This window comes from Pseudomonas sp. W2Aug9 (assembly GCF_023127755.1).
GTDB lineage: Bacteria > Pseudomonadota > Gammaproteobacteria > Pseudomonadales > Pseudomonadaceae > Aquipseudomonas > Aquipseudomonas synxantha_A.
In genome coordinates this window covers 338,651-354,679 of record NZ_SPKL01000020.1, presented here as the reverse complement: position 1 = coordinate 354,679, position 16,029 = coordinate 338,651, and the positions used below count along the sequence as shown (strand labels likewise).

At 56.3% G+C, this 16,029-nt stretch carries 13 protein-coding genes and 1 tRNA gene; 2 read left to right on the top strand and 12 right to left on the bottom strand.

Annotated features, from left to right (window positions below):
* Positions 1-225 precede the first annotated feature (225 nt).
* Positions 226-1,512 (top strand): OprD family porin, encoded by a 1,287-nt coding sequence (locus E3O56_RS15235; RefSeq protein WP_148853114.1) that lies wholly within the window; start codon positions 226-228, stop codon positions 1,510-1,512.
* An 85-nt stretch (positions 1,513-1,597) separates the two neighbouring features.
* On the opposite strand, the gene E3O56_RS15230 is transcribed toward E3O56_RS15235, so the two are convergent.
* From E3O56_RS15230 to E3O56_RS15175, 12 genes are all read right to left on the bottom strand, one after another.
* Positions 1,598-3,175 (bottom strand): M48 family metallopeptidase, encoded by a 1,578-nt coding sequence (locus tag E3O56_RS15230; RefSeq protein ID WP_248128490.1) that lies wholly within the window; start codon positions 3,173-3,175, stop codon positions 1,598-1,600.
* Positions 3,176-3,188: 13 nt separating this feature from the next.
* The gene (locus E3O56_RS15225; RefSeq protein WP_032878382.1) at positions 3,189-3,554 is read right to left on the bottom strand and encodes a hypothetical protein; all 366 of its coding nucleotides are present in this window, start codon (positions 3,552-3,554) and stop codon (positions 3,189-3,191) included.
* 37 nt (positions 3,555-3,591) lie between these two features.
* On the bottom strand, positions 3,592-4,935 hold the full coding sequence (locus E3O56_RS15220) for a CHASE2 domain-containing protein (protein WP_248128489.1): 1,344 nt from the start codon (positions 4,933-4,935) through the stop codon (positions 3,592-3,594).
* Between the two features lie 199 nt (positions 4,936-5,134).
* Positions 5,135-5,419 carry a DUF3077 domain-containing protein gene (locus E3O56_RS15215; RefSeq protein WP_248128488.1) on the bottom strand — a complete coding sequence of 95 codons (285 nt, stop codon included), beginning with the start codon at positions 5,417-5,419 and terminating at the stop codon, positions 5,135-5,137.
* Positions 5,420-6,074: 655 nt separating this feature from the next.
* Positions 6,075-7,574, bottom strand: coding sequence for a hypothetical protein (locus tag E3O56_RS15210; RefSeq protein ID WP_148853106.1), 1,500 nt, complete (start codon positions 7,572-7,574; stop codon positions 6,075-6,077).
* 336 nt (positions 7,575-7,910) lie between these two features.
* On the bottom strand, positions 7,911-9,068 hold the full coding sequence (locus E3O56_RS15205; RefSeq protein ID WP_148853104.1) for an AAA family ATPase: 1,158 nt from the start codon (positions 9,066-9,068) through the stop codon (positions 7,911-7,913).
* 190 nt (positions 9,069-9,258) lie between these two features.
* Positions 9,259-9,334, bottom strand: a tRNA-Thr gene (locus E3O56_RS15200).
* 464 nt (positions 9,335-9,798) lie between these two features.
* Positions 9,799-10,986, bottom strand: a complete 1,188-nt coding sequence (locus E3O56_RS15195) for a methyltransferase (RefSeq protein WP_248128487.1) — start codon at positions 10,984-10,986, stop codon at positions 9,799-9,801.
* Positions 10,967-11,656, bottom strand: a complete 690-nt coding sequence (locus E3O56_RS15190) for an ABC transporter permease (protein ID WP_032803763.1) — start codon at positions 11,654-11,656, stop codon at positions 10,967-10,969. Before E3O56_RS15190 ends, E3O56_RS15195 begins: the two co-directional genes overlap by 20 nt.
* A gap of 38 nt (positions 11,657-11,694) precedes the next feature.
* Complete coding sequence (locus tag E3O56_RS15185) at positions 11,695-12,390, bottom strand: ABC transporter permease (RefSeq protein WP_005783890.1); 696 nt, start codon at positions 12,388-12,390, stop codon at positions 11,695-11,697.
* A gap of 74 nt (positions 12,391-12,464) precedes the next feature.
* The gene (locus E3O56_RS15180) at positions 12,465-13,217 is read right to left on the bottom strand and encodes an ABC transporter substrate-binding protein (protein WP_005783892.1); all 753 of its coding nucleotides are present in this window, start codon (positions 13,215-13,217) and stop codon (positions 12,465-12,467) included.
* Between the two features lie 13 nt (positions 13,218-13,230).
* Positions 13,231-14,004 (bottom strand): ABC transporter ATP-binding protein, encoded by a 774-nt coding sequence (locus E3O56_RS15175; protein ID WP_003187760.1) that lies wholly within the window; start codon positions 14,002-14,004, stop codon positions 13,231-13,233.
* 556 nt (positions 14,005-14,560) lie between these two features.
* Between E3O56_RS15175 and gabP the strand changes: the two genes are divergently transcribed.
* The gene (gene gabP, locus E3O56_RS15170) at positions 14,561-15,952 is read left to right on the top strand and encodes a GABA permease (RefSeq protein WP_103733963.1); all 1,392 of its coding nucleotides are present in this window, start codon (positions 14,561-14,563) and stop codon (positions 15,950-15,952) included.
* The last annotated feature ends 77 nt before the right edge of the window (positions 15,953-16,029 follow it).

Below are 16,029 nucleotides of genomic sequence, written 5' to 3'. Positions count from 1 at the left end.
GCCTAAATACAGACGATTCACGAAATTGACACATAGTTCAACGCCCGCATAGGATTGCGCCCAACGCCTGTGGCTCACCGCCATGACTTACTCCAATAAAAAAAGGCCCGCGGCAGTTCAGTCGTCCGCGGGCTTTCTTTTTGCGGCAAAGGTCGACACCAGAAATAGCAACATGGAGCCTGGTGTCACAGCGCGTACTCAACCCGTAATAAGGAATATAAGAATATGTTGAAGCAACGGATGAGTCTGATCGCTCTGGGGATTTTGAGCGCATCGACAGCAATGGCAAACGACCAGGAGCAATCCAAGGGGTTTGTTGAAGATAGCCACCTGAACATCGCCGCACGTAACGCCTACATCAGCCGTGACTACAAAAACGGCAAGCAGGACAAAGCTGAATGGGGCCAAGGCTTCATCGGCAAGTTCGAATCGGGCTTCACCCAAGGCACCGTCGGTGTGGGTGTGGACGTGATTGGCCAATACGCTATCCGCCTGGACGGTGGTAAAGGCCGCAGCGGCGCTGGCGGTATCGACTTCTTCAAGCAAGGTGACAGCGGTGAAGCCGCCAACGACCTGGCCAAAGGCGGCGCGGCCGTCAAGGCGCGTATCTCCAACACCGTGATCAAATACGGCCAGCAAATGCCGGCCGTACCGGTCCTGCAATACGATAACTCGCGCTTGCTCTCGGAGACCTATGAGGGCACCTCGATTGTTTCCAAAGAGATCGCCGGCCTGCAACTGGACGCCGGTCACTTCACCAAGGAAGCTCGCAAGAGCGCCGAGGGCAGCGACAGCGGCCGCTTGAAGAGCATCAACTACATCGGCGGTAGCTACAAATTCACCGAAAGCCTGTCGGCTGCCCTGTATGCCTCCGACATGCAGGACGTGCTGAAAAAGCAATACGTCAACGTCAACTACGTGCTGGCCCTGCCAGAGAAGCAATCGCTGACGTTTGACTTCAACGGCTACAAAACCAAGCTTGATCGCAGTTTCGCCCTGGAAAACCAAGGTGATGCGGACGCGCGTGACAACAAGATCTGGAGCCTGGGCGCGACCTGGGCCGTTGGTGCGCACAGCTTCACCATCGCTCACCAGCGCAGCACCGGCGACACTGGCTACCTGTACGGCGGCTACCGCAACGCTGGCGGCATCGGCGACGGCGGCAATACCATCTTGCTGGCCAACTCCTACTGGTCTGACTTCAACGGCAAGGACGAGCGTTCCTGGCAAGCAGGTTACGGCATCGATTTCGCCACCTTCGGCGTACCGGGCCTGACCTACAACATTGCCTACGTGCGTGGCACCAACATCGACGACGGCACCGGCCGTGGCGATGGCACCGAGCGTGAAATCTGGAACCAGTTCAAGTACGTCGTACAGAGCGGCCCAGCCAAAGACCTGAGCCTGCGTGCTCGCGCCTCGTGGCTGCGCGTTTCCAACAACGCCAGCAACTACAACGTAGGCGGTAACGAAATCCGTCTGTTCGCCGACTACCCGATCAACGTTTTCTAATTGATCGAGCGTCGTGCCTGATGCCAGGCAATAAAAAACCCCGACTGGTTCGGGGTTTTTTTATGCCAGGAGCAAATGTTGCCGCCTAGGCCTTGGCCGGTGCGAGCTTCTTGCAGTTTTCCTTGCGTGTCGGGTACTGCTCGCATTTGCGCAACACCGTTTGCACCTGCTGCGCATTCTGCAGTTGCTGGTTGGCCAACAGCTTTTCGGTGATGAACAGCTCCTCCGAGCCCAGATTGCGTTCAGCTTTGTCGATCATCGCCAGGGCCGATTGCCCATCACCCCGCTTGAGGTGGTAGCTGATCATCAAGTCATAGGTGGAGGGGCCGGCCAGGGACCAGTCCTTGATCGCCTGCAACTCTTTCACCGCTTCGCTGTTTTTGCCCTGGGCCAGGCGCACGGTATAGGCCGTGCGCCGAATGCTCGGCTGGTCCTTGACCGGTGATGCCAGGGCCTTGCGGATAAACCCTTCAGCATCCGGCACTTTGTTTTTCTCCAGGGCATCGATGGCGAAGTACGCGTCTTTATAACCCTGTAAGGCCTTCGCCACTTGCGGTGTAGTCTTCATCTTCGACCAGCTTTGTGGGTTGACCCGAGCGCGGCGTTCCTGGCGATATTCGCGTTGCAAGTACTGGCGCAGCTCGGTGTCACGGTCCATCGCCGACATGTGCGAGCGGTTGAAGTATTGCGTGGTTGCGTTGATGCCGGTGGTCAAGCCGTCCTTGACCAGCACGTCCAGCTCTTTGGTGAACTGGTTGAGATTGAACTGCTGCAGCGAATCCTGCATGGCATTCTTGCGCGCCGTGAGGAAGCCCGTGAGCAAGGGTTTCTGCTTGCCCTGGAAGTCGTTGAGGCGCTCCAGACTATGGGTGGCGGCACGCGGGGCGTAACCGGCGCGGATCATCAAGTCGGTGCCGAGCAGGTCGGCCTGGTCTTCCTGGCTGCGGCCCCAGGCGGTGCTCCATACCTGATCGGAAAAGGTATTGGCCAGTGCGGTGTACAGCACGGTGTTACCGATGGTCTTTTGCGTGCCGGCCGGGTCTTTACTGAACAGTTTCATCGTCCCGGAGCTGCGGTCGACGCCCGTATCGGCAGCCATGGTGGCCAAGGCGACCGTGGAGGCGACGGTGGTGAACATGTCTTTCTGCTGCTGGAAGGCAGCCATGCGGTCATGGTGATGCAGCAACACGTGGCTCATTTCATGGCCAAGCATCGCCGCGATTTCGTCTTCGCTGGCGACGTTGTCCAGCATACCCAGCGGCACGAACAGGTTGCCGTAAGGGTCTGCCGATGGCCCGAAACCATAACTGTCGGTGATCTTCACCTGCAGCGGCGGCAACTCCCCCGGCCAGCCCTTGGACAAGCGCGTGACAATGCCCTGCAAGTAGGCTTGCAGCATCGGGATATCCACCAGGTTCTGCTGACGCGCTTCGGCAGCCGGCACCGCCCGCCCATCGTAGCTCAGGCGCTGTTGGCTCTGGCGCTGTGGGTCGAGCTTGTAGTACTGGCGTACGTCAGTGTTGTCCACGTAGTGGCCCTGGACCCGGGATTGGGTCGAAGGCCCCACCAGGTTCAGGAACGCCTGGTCCGCGCCCTTCAAGGTGGCGCAACCGCTGAGCACCGAACTGGCCAATAGGCTGGCCGCGACTAGATATCCCTTCACCGCACCGCTCCTTTTATTGATTGCAACCGGCACCAAAACCAATGGTGGAGTTATTGCGGCTGTCTTTGGCCTGGCTTTTGGTCAGGCCCTGGCAGGGCAGGTCGACGACGTTCAGCGGTGGTTCGATGCGCAGGTCCATGGTGTCCAGCCAGACCTTCTGGCCCGCCAGCTCGACCTGCACCAGGTCCAGCGCCTGGTTGTACTGCAACACCGGTACGGGCTGGGTGGGCGCATCCTTTTTCGCCAACTCACGTTGTTGCTTGCCTTGCTCGTCCAGTACGGTCACCGGGTCGGCCAGGAACGCTTTGATACTGTGAGTTTCCGCCCAGGCACCCTGGGTGAAGAGGGCGGTGAGCAAAACGATGAGACTTCTGTTCATCCTTGAATTCCTTGAGTCAAATGACAAAACGGCACACTCAGCGGTCGCGGTCGAAGAAGGCTTCGATCCGCTCGCTGAACAACACCAACGACAGCAATACAATGCCCAGCACGTTGACCGGAGTGATGTCATTGAGGCTCAGCAACACACTGACCGCCGCCAACATCGACATCACCAACAGCCACGATGGGCACGGCGAGGTAAAAAACCAGATTTCCTGGCGCCGCCAGCGGCTCCAGGTGCGATGGCCCGCCAGGCGCCGTGCGTGCAGCGCCTTGAGCACGGCAATCAACGCCAGCAGCCCGAGCTCGAGCAGGTCCAGCCAATTGAAGGGCAAGCGGGGGAAGTCGGCCGGTTCATGGTCGTAGTCCATGCCTGAATTGATCAGGTTATCCAGGGCCATGGCGTGCAAGTACACGCCGGGGAGTTGGCCATGTACCGGCGACTCAACCAGATCCCCCGTGGACGCGATATTGGCGCCCACCAGCACCAGGCGGTCGCGCAGCAACTCTGCAATCAATGCCTGGTCGTCGGGGTCGCTGACCTCCAGGTCACTGGCCGACAATGTCAGCGTATAAGGGCACCGTGCCTGGGCCGAGTCATCAAGCTTCCAGAACACGGCCTGAAAGAACTGCGCCACCCCATCCAGCAAAAAATGTCGCGCGGGCGCGCAGTGGCTGATATCGGCAATCCGCGCCTGTTCCGCCGCCAACTTCAGCCCCCACTGCACCGCAATGGGCTGGCGCTGCGCAGCGGTCTGCGCATCCACCGGTGGCAGTTTGCAATGTTGCGTGGCACAAAACTCGCGGTACAGCGCCATCGCTGGGGTTTCCAAAAGCCCCGCCTGTGTGTGCATGGCCAGCGGGTACTTGTCGTCCACCCCTTCCCATACCACCAGCGCTGGGCGGCTGACCTGCATAAAAGGCGCCAGCGTATTGGCCTGGCCCGCCTCCGCACGCGTCAACCCGGTATTGGCCAACCACAGTGGGATGCCCTGGCGTTGATAACGCTCAAACACATTCGCCAGCAACTGACTGCCCCGCGTCGGGTCGCCCAACGAGTGGTCATGGCTGTACAGCAAATCCACAAACACCGCCCGCGGCTTGTACGCCAGCAAACGCTTGAACAACTTGCTCTGCTCGCCGTAGGGCATTGGCCAAGAGGTGTCGTTACGCATCAGGTAGGCATCATCGATCAACACCACCGCCACCCGCTGCTGCCCAAGGCTCGGGTAGTGGCTGGCGAACATCCGATTGAGCCACTGCGCCGACGCCTTGTCGCTGGAACTCGCCAGGCCGAAAGGATCAAGAATCGCCAGCAACACGATGAGAGCCGCCAGCCAATAGCGGCGGTATTTGAACAGCGGGGGGTTGGACAACATCCATGTCTCGATTAAAAGCGCAAGCAAGGCGGGGTTTTTAAAGGAGTGGGGAGGGGGTGTCAATCGAATAAGTGGCTAAGTGCCATATTGCCTTTGGCTCGCCTTTCGCAAAAAGCCCCGACCTATTCAGGCCAGGGCTTTCCTCTGTGGGAGCCGGGCTTGCCCGCGATGACGTCAGCCCGCGAACCACACGACTTCTTTATTGCTCAACATTCCCAGGCGACTCCAACACCTTCACCACATCATCAATCACCGCCTTGCTCATCTCCTGCAAATAATGCGACGCCCAGGCGTAACGGTCCGTGTCCTTCGTCATCGCCGCATCTTCTGCGAGCAGCTTGGCGAGGTGGAGCAGGTCAGAAACGTGATGCAAGGCTTCATGCAGGGAAACACCGCTGTTGACGCGGAACAGAGGTTGGTCGGAGTGAAAGGAAAAGGGGGTGACGCCGAGGGTGGTTAACACGGATGGATTTGGAGCGGTCATTGGTAGAACTCCCGTATCTAGTGAGAGCTACCACGTTCGTTCTCAGGCGAATGGGTGGCAGCTATGCGCAGGCTGAGAAACCGGAGATACAGGAACCCGGCAGACCCGAAGGTCTCCCACGCACAGCCGCCATTGCACGAATTGTAGGACGAAAAAAACGCCTGCAAATCGGGTTTGGGGGCGCTTGGTGCGCCTGCATCTTGCCGGGTTCTCAGGCCCGGTCGCTGAATTGGCAGCGACAGGAGGGAGGGTAGCGTGGTGGGGCTTGGGGAGCAATCGGGAAAATGGATTGGTTGTGTGCCCTCTGTGTTGAGAGATGAGATTGAAGGGCCGGTTATGAATTTTATAGATTAGGCATTCCGCTTAGGCGCACCGATAGAAAACGTTTCTACACAGCCTCGGCCAGAAGCTGATACTTAAAGAGTCGCAGAGTAGCGGCGCCTATCTCTTGGGATAAGTCCGAGCGGTCAACGAGTGGGGCCCAAGCAACTAGCTGCCTTTCCTGATGAGCCGAAAGCAAACGCTGGAACGGAATCGGGAGCATAGCATCGCAGATTAGGTAGTGGCTTTTGTGCGGGTTTATGAAGCGCTTACTGATGGTTAAGCGCTCGGCAACGGTCTCGGGAGATATATTTTATATGCTATTCATTAAGCACTATCGTTTGATAAGCCGCTTGACTGCTATGATGGTTTGCCAAATAAGAATACCGAACATTATGTAAAATATTAGACTAATAAATTCCATGTCTGTGCGTAGGAATTGTTTGAATGGTAGAAAGCCAGATGCAAAGCCGTTAAATAAGCTTGAGATGAAACGGATAATGTCATTCGCAGGAGGATAAATTTTGTACAGGATGTTATTTTCTTGGCCTAGGCTCAATAAACTGAAGGTGATAGAAAGAATAATAATGCACGAAGTTGCACGTAGATAGCTTTGGCCAAAATCTGACGTGAGCCCGTTTATTTTGTAGATTAAGCTGTCCCAAAAATTTGTGCTTAACTCTTTTTGAAATTTCTTCATTTCTAAAGCGAAGTATTTGTTTGCTTCTATATGAGAGCCATGAGCATCCAGTGCATGCTTTATTATTCTGAATGTCTCCCTGTTTGTGTGTTCGAAGGAGACTTGGGTGTTGTGAAAGTTTGGCGGCTCAATTGTATTTATTTTTTCTATATTTAATCCCGTTACAAAAACAGCATTTCGAAAGCTTGAGTGCTCAAGAAATGTTACATAGCTGAAGTCTGCGACTATTCGCGAGGCTCGCGCTAGTTTTGTTGCCTTTTTTTCTTCAAGCGGCGTTTGACCAAAGATACAGTTTTCAAATCCTGCAAATGTGCTGAAGATACTTTTGTTTATTTTGAAACGTAGAAATAGACTTCCATGGAAGTCGGCAACTTTTTCGAAGTTGCAGTTGTTAATTATCAATGCTCCGATACGGTTCCGTTTGAATTCAAATTTCCCTTTGAATATGCATGAGCGAAAAACTGCTGCGTCCATTAAATTTTTAATGTTGAGATATGTGCCGGATTGAAAAATGCAGTTTGTTGCAGTAATGCTGTGAAGTGTTGTGGGGTACCGTTGGTCTGGGTCAAATAAATAACCCTCAAGTTCTACATTTCTTAATTTTAAATTTTTTGAGAACGTGCATTTTGAAAATAGAGGGTGTTGAATTATAGTTCTTTCTTTCTCGTCATCAATCCCGCAATGCAGATCTCCATCGAATATGCAGTTTTGATAAATGCAGTCATCATAGCTATGGTCTTTGCGTAGTCTTACATTGAGAACCTCGTGCGTGGCACTAAATCGACATTCGAAAAATGAGATTCTGGGCGACCGTAAATCTATTTTTTTTAGGTAAAATTGGCATTGGGTGAAGCGTATGCTACCGAAGTGTTCTAGGATTTTTATTATTTCCTCACCCTCCCAGTCTCCGGGAAAACCTACGTGATTGATGTGAAGTTCTTTGGTTTTTAAAATACCAAATACCTCCGCTGTCGATTTTAAACGACCGTTCCTGTCGAGCCTGACAGGGCTTGGTAAGTTACTGAAGGACGTGTTGATCAGAAGAACGAGCAGATCTCTGAACTCTGTAAAAAAATAGAAATTTTCGTCTTTGTCCCCTGACAAAATCCTATCGGGGTCTAAATAGCGTTCCATAGCTCACCTACCAGCCTCAGTAGCTGGTTTTCGTCGACCTGGCAAAAGGCCAGTCGTTAATGTTTGCAAAGATGCCGATGCTCATCCACTAAATCAAGTAGTGGGTTAGGGGGGGGCTCGATGAGCGGGATGATTTCAAGGTGAACTGCCGTTCATTTTCCGTGTGAATACGGTGTGCTTGTGCCTCTGGCGAATACGACCATTTTCAAGACTCTATTTGCTTCCGCTTGGCAATCGACACCCGCAGACAAACGCCTGCCACCCATCACTGTGCGCATTGACCATGCCGAAGGAAAAAGGTGACGAAAAAGGTGACAGATTTATTTTGAGTGCTCCCTAACTCCCCTCTATCAACGCCCGCTCCTCCAACCAAATCTCCTGAACAAACTGATCCGTAATCGCGTAAATTCCATGCCCGCGCCGCATGATGATGTTCTCCGCCACCAGTGCAATTACTACCGGTTGAATCTCTTCAACCCGCACCTCGCGGCCGACCATTTTTGAATACTCAGCGGCTGCATCAATAGAGAATATCCCGCGGGCATCCCCTTCGGTTGCGGCGATTTTGTTGAAAATCGCCTGAGCGAGGCTGCCCAGTTGCTCGACTTTTTCAAGCTCAATATTCGCTGCCGCCGAGCGTAATGTGCTTGCAATCACGGGGAGGAAAAGGTCGGGATCACCCTCCTGCTGCAAGAGTTGGCGCAGGGCCTTTAGCATTTCCTCAGGTCTATTCCCCAAGGTGTTGAATGCCTCGATGGCAACTTCGAGAGAGGGGAGCTTTTCTTTCTTTACCGTCATCGCAAGACGATTGAGCAGAAACTCGACGTAATCACCTTTTAGCAGCGGATACGCAGCTGACGTGGCGCCGGAAAATGCCTGATTGCGTTTGGCGGTTAGCTCACTTACTTGCGCCCTATGAGAGCCAGTACCAATAAAGAGGAAATATCCTGGCGTATCAGGGCGTGGATTGATCGCATCACGTGCAGCCTTGAGTGCCAGTAGCAGCTGATTCCCGTCATCAGAGGAAATGGCGTGTTGCACTTCGTCGATGATCAGCACCAGATCAGTCTTCGCTTGGTCGACCACCTCTGTCAGGGCTTGAGCCAATGTCGGGCCGTCTGGGTTACCGACGCTGTCGAGCTTGAAACCGAACTTGAATCCTGCTGCGCCGAGGTCGACGTTGCTGACGCGCTTGAGCATCTCCAGTGCCGACGAGCCTGGGGTTTGTAGTTCTTTCAAGGTTTTGTAGATCGCGTTGTGTACGAGCGTTGCCGGGTTGGCCAGCGTGTCACTCCAGAGGTCGACGTAGATCACCAGGGCGCCTGCTGCTTCCAGGGCTGGGATCAGGTCATTTCTCAGAAAAGTCGTTTTACCCGTGCGGCGCAGGCCAGACAGAAAAAGGCCTGAGCGCAAGCCTTCATCAAGCACGCCTGGGTTCAGAAGCTGGTTCGCCATCGATTCAGCCAATTCAGGGCGCTGAAATATGCTGCTCATGCAATTATCCCTTTTTATGGATACGCCATAATTATTGCCAGTTCATAATTTAGCATAAAGCTCAAAAAATGGACTTCTGGTACAGCACATCGCAATTTCAGAGGCTTTGAAAGGGTGGCGTCAGAGGTGAGGAATATAGATCCCCAGAAACAACAAAGCCCCCACATTTCTGTGGAGGCTTCGTTTTGTATGGTGCCGGCACCAGGAGTCGAACCCGGGACCTACTGATTACAAGTCAGTTGCTCTACCAACTGAGCTATACCGGCGTGTTAGGGCGACGATTATAGCGATTGGAAAGGTTCTGTAAACCCCTGAATTCTGACTATTTTTGCAAAAACCAAGGTTTCTTGCGATTAGCGTGTTTTCCACACGGTGTAGCAGCGTAAAAAGCCGTCACTTCCGCGTCATGCCAGTTACCCCGCGCACCTGAGCGATCCGGCGCCCAACGAGGTTCTCCGCCCGCTGAAACCGCCAAAAACCACCCTGCAAAGTCCGCTTTATACGTTTAACGTTTGATGCTTATGCACAATCGGTTGGTAACAGTTGTCACGAAACAGCCATTTTGTGCAGCCGTTCTCAACACGCTGCAACTGCCTGTTTTGTGTGCGTTTTATTTTGTGAACAAAAAATGACCAGCCTCGCTTTTGGCGTTCAGCGCCCATTGCTACAGCTTCTGCAAAGATTCCATCAACAGAGTTATCCACAGGGCGCGTGCAGCGAATTTTGCACCTTATTCGCGCTGGGCCAGCACCATCAGGTTGCGCGGGGTGAGCGTTGGTTCGCAGAAGGTGCCGACCTCGACGTTGTAGCCCTTTTCGCTCAAAAAAAGTGCGCGGTCCAGCACCAGCCACATTTCCAGTGGGCGTCGAAACAAACCCCTTACCAACTCCAGGTTTCGCACTTCGGCCAGGCGCTGCCAGCCGTGGGCTTCGAGCGCCGGCCAGTCTTGTTCACCTGTGGATAAATTCTTGAGGTTTGCCAGCTCGCGGCAGTAGTCGGCGAAGGATTTATCCAGCCAACTGGTGGGCAGGGAGGGCGTCGGCAGGTAGTCGTCGCAGCCGCGCAGTTGCCGCTGTAGTCGATCAAAGCCCAGGCGCCGCGCCATGGAGGTGTCCCGTTGCTGGCGCACGCGGTTGCCGGCGGTGACGGTTTCGCTCAGGGGTAATCCCAGATCGTCGATCGACAGGGTTAGCAGGGATGCGCGCCCGGCGGCGGACAGTGCCTGGTAGCGCTCGGCATTGATGCGGTTGTAGCAGCAGGGCGCCAGCGCCAATTGTTTGCAGCCAGCGGCGCTGGCCAGTTGCAGCAGGCGCACGTGCAGGTCGCCGCAGGCGTGCAGGGCCACAGGTGTGTGTTCGGGGTCGATCGCTACATCGGCCATCACGTCTTGCAGGCAATGGGCAGCGGGCAAGCCGTGGTGATCGCTCAGGGCTTGGCCGGACGCAATCAGGGCCGGGTCATATTCCAGGCAGGTCAACCGTTGGCCGGGTTGCAGCAGGCGGCGGCCAAGATGGCCTTTGCCGGCGCACCAGTCCAGCCAGTGGGCAGGCGTCTGGGCAAAAGTCAGTGCGGCGCCGAAGGCTTCGATCTGTTGCCACTTGCGCCCGGGCACGTCCACATTCAAACGGTGGCGAGCGGGGTCCAGTGAGTGGGCGGGTAACTTATCCACAGCACTCAGGCGCAGTGCTTGAGCGGCCAGCTGTGGAAACGGTGCAGGCGCAGGCAGGTCGTGGGGGTGGTTGTGACTAGCTTCAGCTTCGGCCAACGAACGCCGACGCAGCCACTGGGATAACTCGAGATGCTCGGTTTCCCAGGGCAACTGCAACTGAGTAAAGGGCCGTGGTCGCCACAGCCCTTGGTACTCGATCAGGAATGCATCCAGTGCCTGGAAGCGTGCCTCAACGTCCTTGGCACGCATCGACGCGCAGCCACTTTTCCAGCAGTTTGAAACCGCGCACCAGCACGTAGGCCATCAACAGGTAGAACAAGCCCGCGGCGAAGAAAATCTCTACCGGCAGGTAAGTGCGGGCAATGATGGTGCGCGCCATGCCGGTCAGTTCCAGCAGGGTCACGGTACTCGCCAGGGCGCTGGCCTTGAGCATCAGGATCACTTCGTTGCTGTAGGCCGGCAGGCCGATGCGTGAGGCGCGGGGCAGGATGATGTAGAACAGCGTTTTCGGTTTGGACATGCCCAATGCCCGCGCTGCTTCGATCTCGCCCGGCGGAATGGCCTGGATTGCACCGCGCAGGATCTCGGCGATATAAGCGGCGGTGTGCAGGGTCATGGTCGCGGTGGCGCACCAGAACGGATCGCGCAGGTACGGCCACATGAAACTGTTGCGCACCGCATCAAACTGCGCCAGGCCGTAATAGACCAGGAACAACTGCACCAGCAACGGCGTACCACGGAAGAAGAAGATGTAGCCATAGGGCAGGGCGCTCACGTACCAGCGGCGCGAAGAGCGCGCGATACCCAGTGGAATCGCCAGCAGCAGGCCGGCGATCACGGCGATTGCCACCAGCTCCAGGGTCAGGGTGGCGCCCTGGGCTAACTTCGGCAGCCACTTGATGATCACGGCCCAGTTCAGGCCCAGGTCAAAGTGCGATAGCCAGCTGTAGTCGCCGCTCATTGGGTGCTCCTTGCAAAGCCGCGGGCGGCGCGTTTTTCCAGGAAGTGCATGCTGGTCATCGCCAGTACGGTCAGGCCCAGATACATGAACGCCGCGACCATGAAGAAGGTGAATGGCTGCTTGGTCACGGTCACGCCGATTTGCGCGTGGCGCATGATCTCTTCAAGGCCGATCACCGACACCAGGGCGGTGTCCTTCATCAGGATCATGAACAGGTTGCCCAGGCCCGGCAGGGCGATACGCCACATCTGCGGCATGATCAACCGGGTGAAAATCCGAAATTTCGACAGCCCCAATGCCACACCGGCTTCGCGGTGGCCCTTGGGAATGGCAAGGATCGCGCCGCGAAACACTTCGGTGGCGTAGGCGCCGAAGCACAGGCCCAGGGCGATGACGCCGGCGGCGAAGGCACTCAGCGACAGGTCGGGGTTGCCAAAAAACTCACCCAGGGCGCGCATCAGGTTGACGGTGCCGAAGTAAATCAGCAGCACCCACAGTAATTCGGGAATACCGCGAACGATGGTCGAATACGCACCGCCCAGCCATTGCAGCGGCTTGTACGGCGAAGTCTTGGCCAAGGCGCCGGCAAGGCCGAGCACCAGCCCCAGGCACAGGGCCGTGAGCGCCAGTTTGACGGTCATCAGCGCGCCGGCGGCGAGGGCCGGGCCGAATCCGTAGAGATCGAAATTCATGGTGTTTTCATATCGCGGCAGGCATTGCTAAAAGCCGACGCGCCCACAGGAGCGCGCCGGGCAGGCCGTTCAGATCATTCGATGCTGAACGGGAAGTACTTGTCGTTGATCTTCTTGTAGGTGCCGTCTGCCTTGATCTCTGCCAGGGCTTTGTTCAGGCGCTCGCGCAATGGGTCGCCCTTGCGCACGGCGATACCGATCTTGTCGCTTTCTACCACCGGGTCGCCTTTGAACTCATAGGCCGAACCGTCTTTGCTCTTGAGCCACTCGTACTGCACGTACTTGTCGGCGAGGATGCCGTCAAGGCGACCGGAGGTCAGGTCGAGGTAGGCGTTTTCCTGAGTGTCGTAGAGCTTGGCTTCGGTGTCCGGCAGCTTGTCTTCCAGGTAGGTACCGGCCAGCGTCGCACGCTGTGCACCGATCACCTTGCCCTTCAGGTAAGCGGCGTCAGTCTTGAAGTCTGCCGTGGCTTTTGGCGCAATGAACTGCAGCTTGTTCGAGTAGTACGGGTCGGTGAAGTCAACCGCTTGCTTGCGCTCATCGGTGATCGACAGCGAAGACACCAGGAAGTCGAACTTCTTGGCGTTCAAGGCAGGGATGATGCCGTCCCAGTCGGACACATACACTTCGCACTTCTCGACTTTCATCTTGGCGCACAGGGCGTCGCCGATGTCCTTGTCGAAGCCCACTACGTTGCCGCTGGCGTCTTTATTGTTGAAGGGCGGGTAAGCCGCTTCGATCCCCATTTTCAAGGTTTCTGCCATGGCCGTGGCGCTGAACGCCATCGAGACGGCCGCGGCCAGAAGGAATTTCTTATAGGTCTGCATGCATGTTGCTCCGTTAGCGGTTGCTGGACATGAATTGTTTGCAGCGCGCCGAAAGCGGGTTTTCAAACACCTGCTGTGGCGATCCTTGCTCTTCGACCAGGCCCTGGTGCAAAAACACCACTTCGCTGGATACCTGGCGGGCGAAGCCCATTTCGTGGGTGACCAGCAGCATGGTGCGGCCTTCTTCGGCCAGTGCGCGGATCACATTAAGTACTTCCTGAACCATTTCCGGGTCAAGCGCCGACGTGGGTTCATCGAACAGGATGACTTTAGGTTGCATCGCCAGGGTGCGCGCGATCGCCGCCCGTTGTTGCTGGCCGCCGGAGAGTTGTGCAGGGTAGGCGTGACGCTTGTCGGCAATACCGACCTTGGCCAGCAAGGCCTCGGCCACTTCTATTGCTTCAGCCTTGCTTTGGCCGAGCACGCGACGAGGGGCCTCGATGATGTTGTCGAGGATGCTCATGTGCGGCCACAGGTTAAAGTTTTGAAACACAAAACCAATTTCGCTGCGCAGGCGGTTGATCTGCTTTCCGTCGGCGGCCATCAGCTCGCCGTTTTTTGCGGCTTTGAGCTTGAGCTCTTCGCCGGCTACCAGGATCTGGCCCTGATGCGGGTTTTCCAGCAGGTTGATGCAACGCAGGAAGGTGGACTTGCCGGAGCCGGAGGAACCCAGGATCGAGATCACATCGCCGTCGCGAGCGGTCAGCGAGATACCCTTGAGTACCTCAAGCTCACCATAGCGTTTGTGCAAGTTGCGGATTTCAAGCGCGGGCGTGGCCTGGGCCATGTGCGGTCCTCATTGTGTTCGTTGCGATCTTCGCTGTTGGGCCGCCTTCCTGGCGAGGCGCCAAGCTAGCATAGCGTTTGGATGACAGCCAACAGCGCTGCGGACGGTTAACTGGTGGTCTGCGGCAGTGTGTCGCATCGGCGCAGTAGCGTGTCGCGCCATCAACAACCTACAGACGTTTGAACCGGAAAGATCCACAGGCTTCGCGTAAAAAAGGGCGCGATGGTGCCAGCTTTGGCCGGGTGTTGGAAGGGTTAACCGGGCAAACGGTCCATATCAGCCCGTTTATGGGGCGTCACGTACTTTTTATGTGTGTTTTTGGTGCGCCTGATTGGCTTGAAGGTGAGTCGCACGGTAACGCTATAGCGGAATGCCATGATTCTCAAAGACTTGCGAGCGCTGATGAATTGTCCTACAGCCCGCGTCAATGGCGGCTCTGTTACATTTTGGCGCAAATCTTGCGTAAAAAATAAAGAACGCCCTGTTGGATTCTTTTCACGAGAAAGGCTGCAGGCCGGGCGAACCCGTTTTCGCAATTCCTCGCAAAGGTGTGTCAATGAGTAGTACTCAAAGCTCCAATGACCTCGAACAGGGGCTCAAGCCGCGGCATGTCACCATGCTGTCGATTGCCGGCGTAATCGGCGCAGGTTTGTTTGTCGGCTCTGGCCATGCGATTGCTGCCGCCGGCCCCGCCGTGCTGCTGGCCTACGCGGCCGCCGGTACGTTGGTGGTGCTGGTGATGCGGATGCTGGCCGAGATGGCTGTTGCGTCACCCGATACCGGTTCGTTCTCTACCTATGCCGACCGCGCAATCGGTCACTGGGCTGGGTTTACCATTGGTTGGTTGTACTGGTGGTTCTGGGTGCTGGTGATTCCGTTGGAAGCCAACGCGGCGGCGACTATCCTGCACGCCTGGTTCCCCGACGTGGCGATTTGGGTGTTTACCCTGGTCATTACGTTGTTGCTGACGGCAACCAACCTGTTCAGCGTGAAGAACTACGGTGAGTTCGAGTTCTGGTTTGCGTTGATTAAAGTCGTGGCCATCGTCGGCTTTGTAATCCTCGGCCTGGCCGCGATTTTCGGCTTTTTGCCCACCAGCCAGGTCAGCGGTGTTTCGCACCTGTTCGATACCCAGGGCTTTATGCCTAATGGGATGGGCGCGGTTCTGGCAGCGATCCTGACCACCATGTTCTCGTTCATGGGCACTGAGATCGTGACCATCGCTGCAGCGGAATCCAAGAACCCCGGCCAGCAAATCACCAAGGCCACCAACTCGGTCATCTGGCGGATTGGTTTGTTCTACCTGCTGTCGATCTTCATTGTCGTGTCGCTGGTGCCTTGGAACGATCCGACCCTGGCGGCCGTAGGTTCCTACCAGACGGTACTTGAGCGCATGGGCATCCCGAATGCCAAGCTGATCGTCGACCTGGTGGTGCTGGTGGCTGTTACCAGTTGCCTCAACTCGGCGCTCTACACCGCCTCGCGTATGTTGTTCTCCCTCGGGCGTCGCGGTGATGCACCAGCGGTGGCCAAGCGCACCAACAAAAGTGGTACACCTTATTGGGCGGTGTTGCTGTCCACCGGCGCGGCGTTCCTCGCGGTATTTGCCAACTACGTGGCCCCGGCGGCCGTGTTCGAATTCCTGCTGGCCAGCTCCGGCGCCATTGCGTTGCTGGTGTACCTGGTGATTGCCGTGTCGCAACTGCGCATGCGTCAAAAGCGTGCGGCGGCGGGCGAGCAGATCGTGTTCAAGATGTGGCTGTTTCCTGGACTGACCTACGCGGTGATGGTGTTTATCGTCGGCACCTTGACCATCATGCTGTTCCAAGAAGCGCACCGGGTCGAGATCATCGCCACCGGGATCCTGAGCTTGCTGGTAGTGCTGGCGGGGTTGTTCGTGGCGAGCCGCCGCAAGGCCCAGAAGCTAGGCGCAGCAGTGCTCAACTGACGGAATGTGATGCAAGTGTGGGAGGGGGCTTGCTCCCGATGCAGTGTGTCAGTCACTGAGATGTCGACTGAGACTCT

Bases quoted from the DNA above. Each gene is read 5' to 3' on its own strand.
- E3O56_RS15195 (WP_248128487.1), bottom strand. From the start codon at position 10,986: ATGCGTGCCAAGGACGTTGAGGCACGCTTCCAGGCACTGGATGCATTC.
- E3O56_RS15185 (WP_005783890.1), bottom strand. From the start codon at position 12,390: ATGAATTTCGATCTCTACGGATTCGGCCCGGCCCTCGCCGCCGGCGCG.
- E3O56_RS15235 (WP_148853114.1), top strand. From the start codon at position 226: ATGTTGAAGCAACGGATGAGTCTGATCGCTCTGGGGATTTTGAGCGCA.
- gabP (WP_103733963.1), top strand. From the start codon at position 14,561: ATGAGTAGTACTCAAAGCTCCAATGACCTCGAACAGGGGCTCAAGCCG.
- E3O56_RS15220 (WP_248128489.1), bottom strand. From the start codon at position 4,935: ATGTTGTCCAACCCCCCGCTGTTCAAATACCGCCGCTATTGGCTGGCG.
- E3O56_RS15215 (WP_248128488.1), bottom strand. From the start codon at position 5,419: ATGACCGCTCCAAATCCATCCGTGTTAACCACCCTCGGCGTCACCCCC.
- E3O56_RS15180 (WP_005783892.1), bottom strand. From the start codon at position 13,217: ATGCAGACCTATAAGAAATTCCTTCTGGCCGCGGCCGTCTCGATGGCG.
- E3O56_RS15210 (WP_148853106.1), bottom strand. From the start codon at position 7,574: ATGGAACGCTATTTAGACCCCGATAGGATTTTGTCAGGGGACAAAGAC.
- E3O56_RS15175 (WP_003187760.1), bottom strand. From the start codon at position 14,004: ATGGCCCAGGCCACGCCCGCGCTTGAAATCCGCAACTTGCACAAACGC.
- E3O56_RS15205 (WP_148853104.1), bottom strand. From the start codon at position 9,068: ATGAGCAGCATATTTCAGCGCCCTGAATTGGCTGAATCGATGGCGAAC.
- E3O56_RS15225 (WP_032878382.1), bottom strand. From the start codon at position 3,554: ATGAACAGAAGTCTCATCGTTTTGCTCACCGCCCTCTTCACCCAGGGT.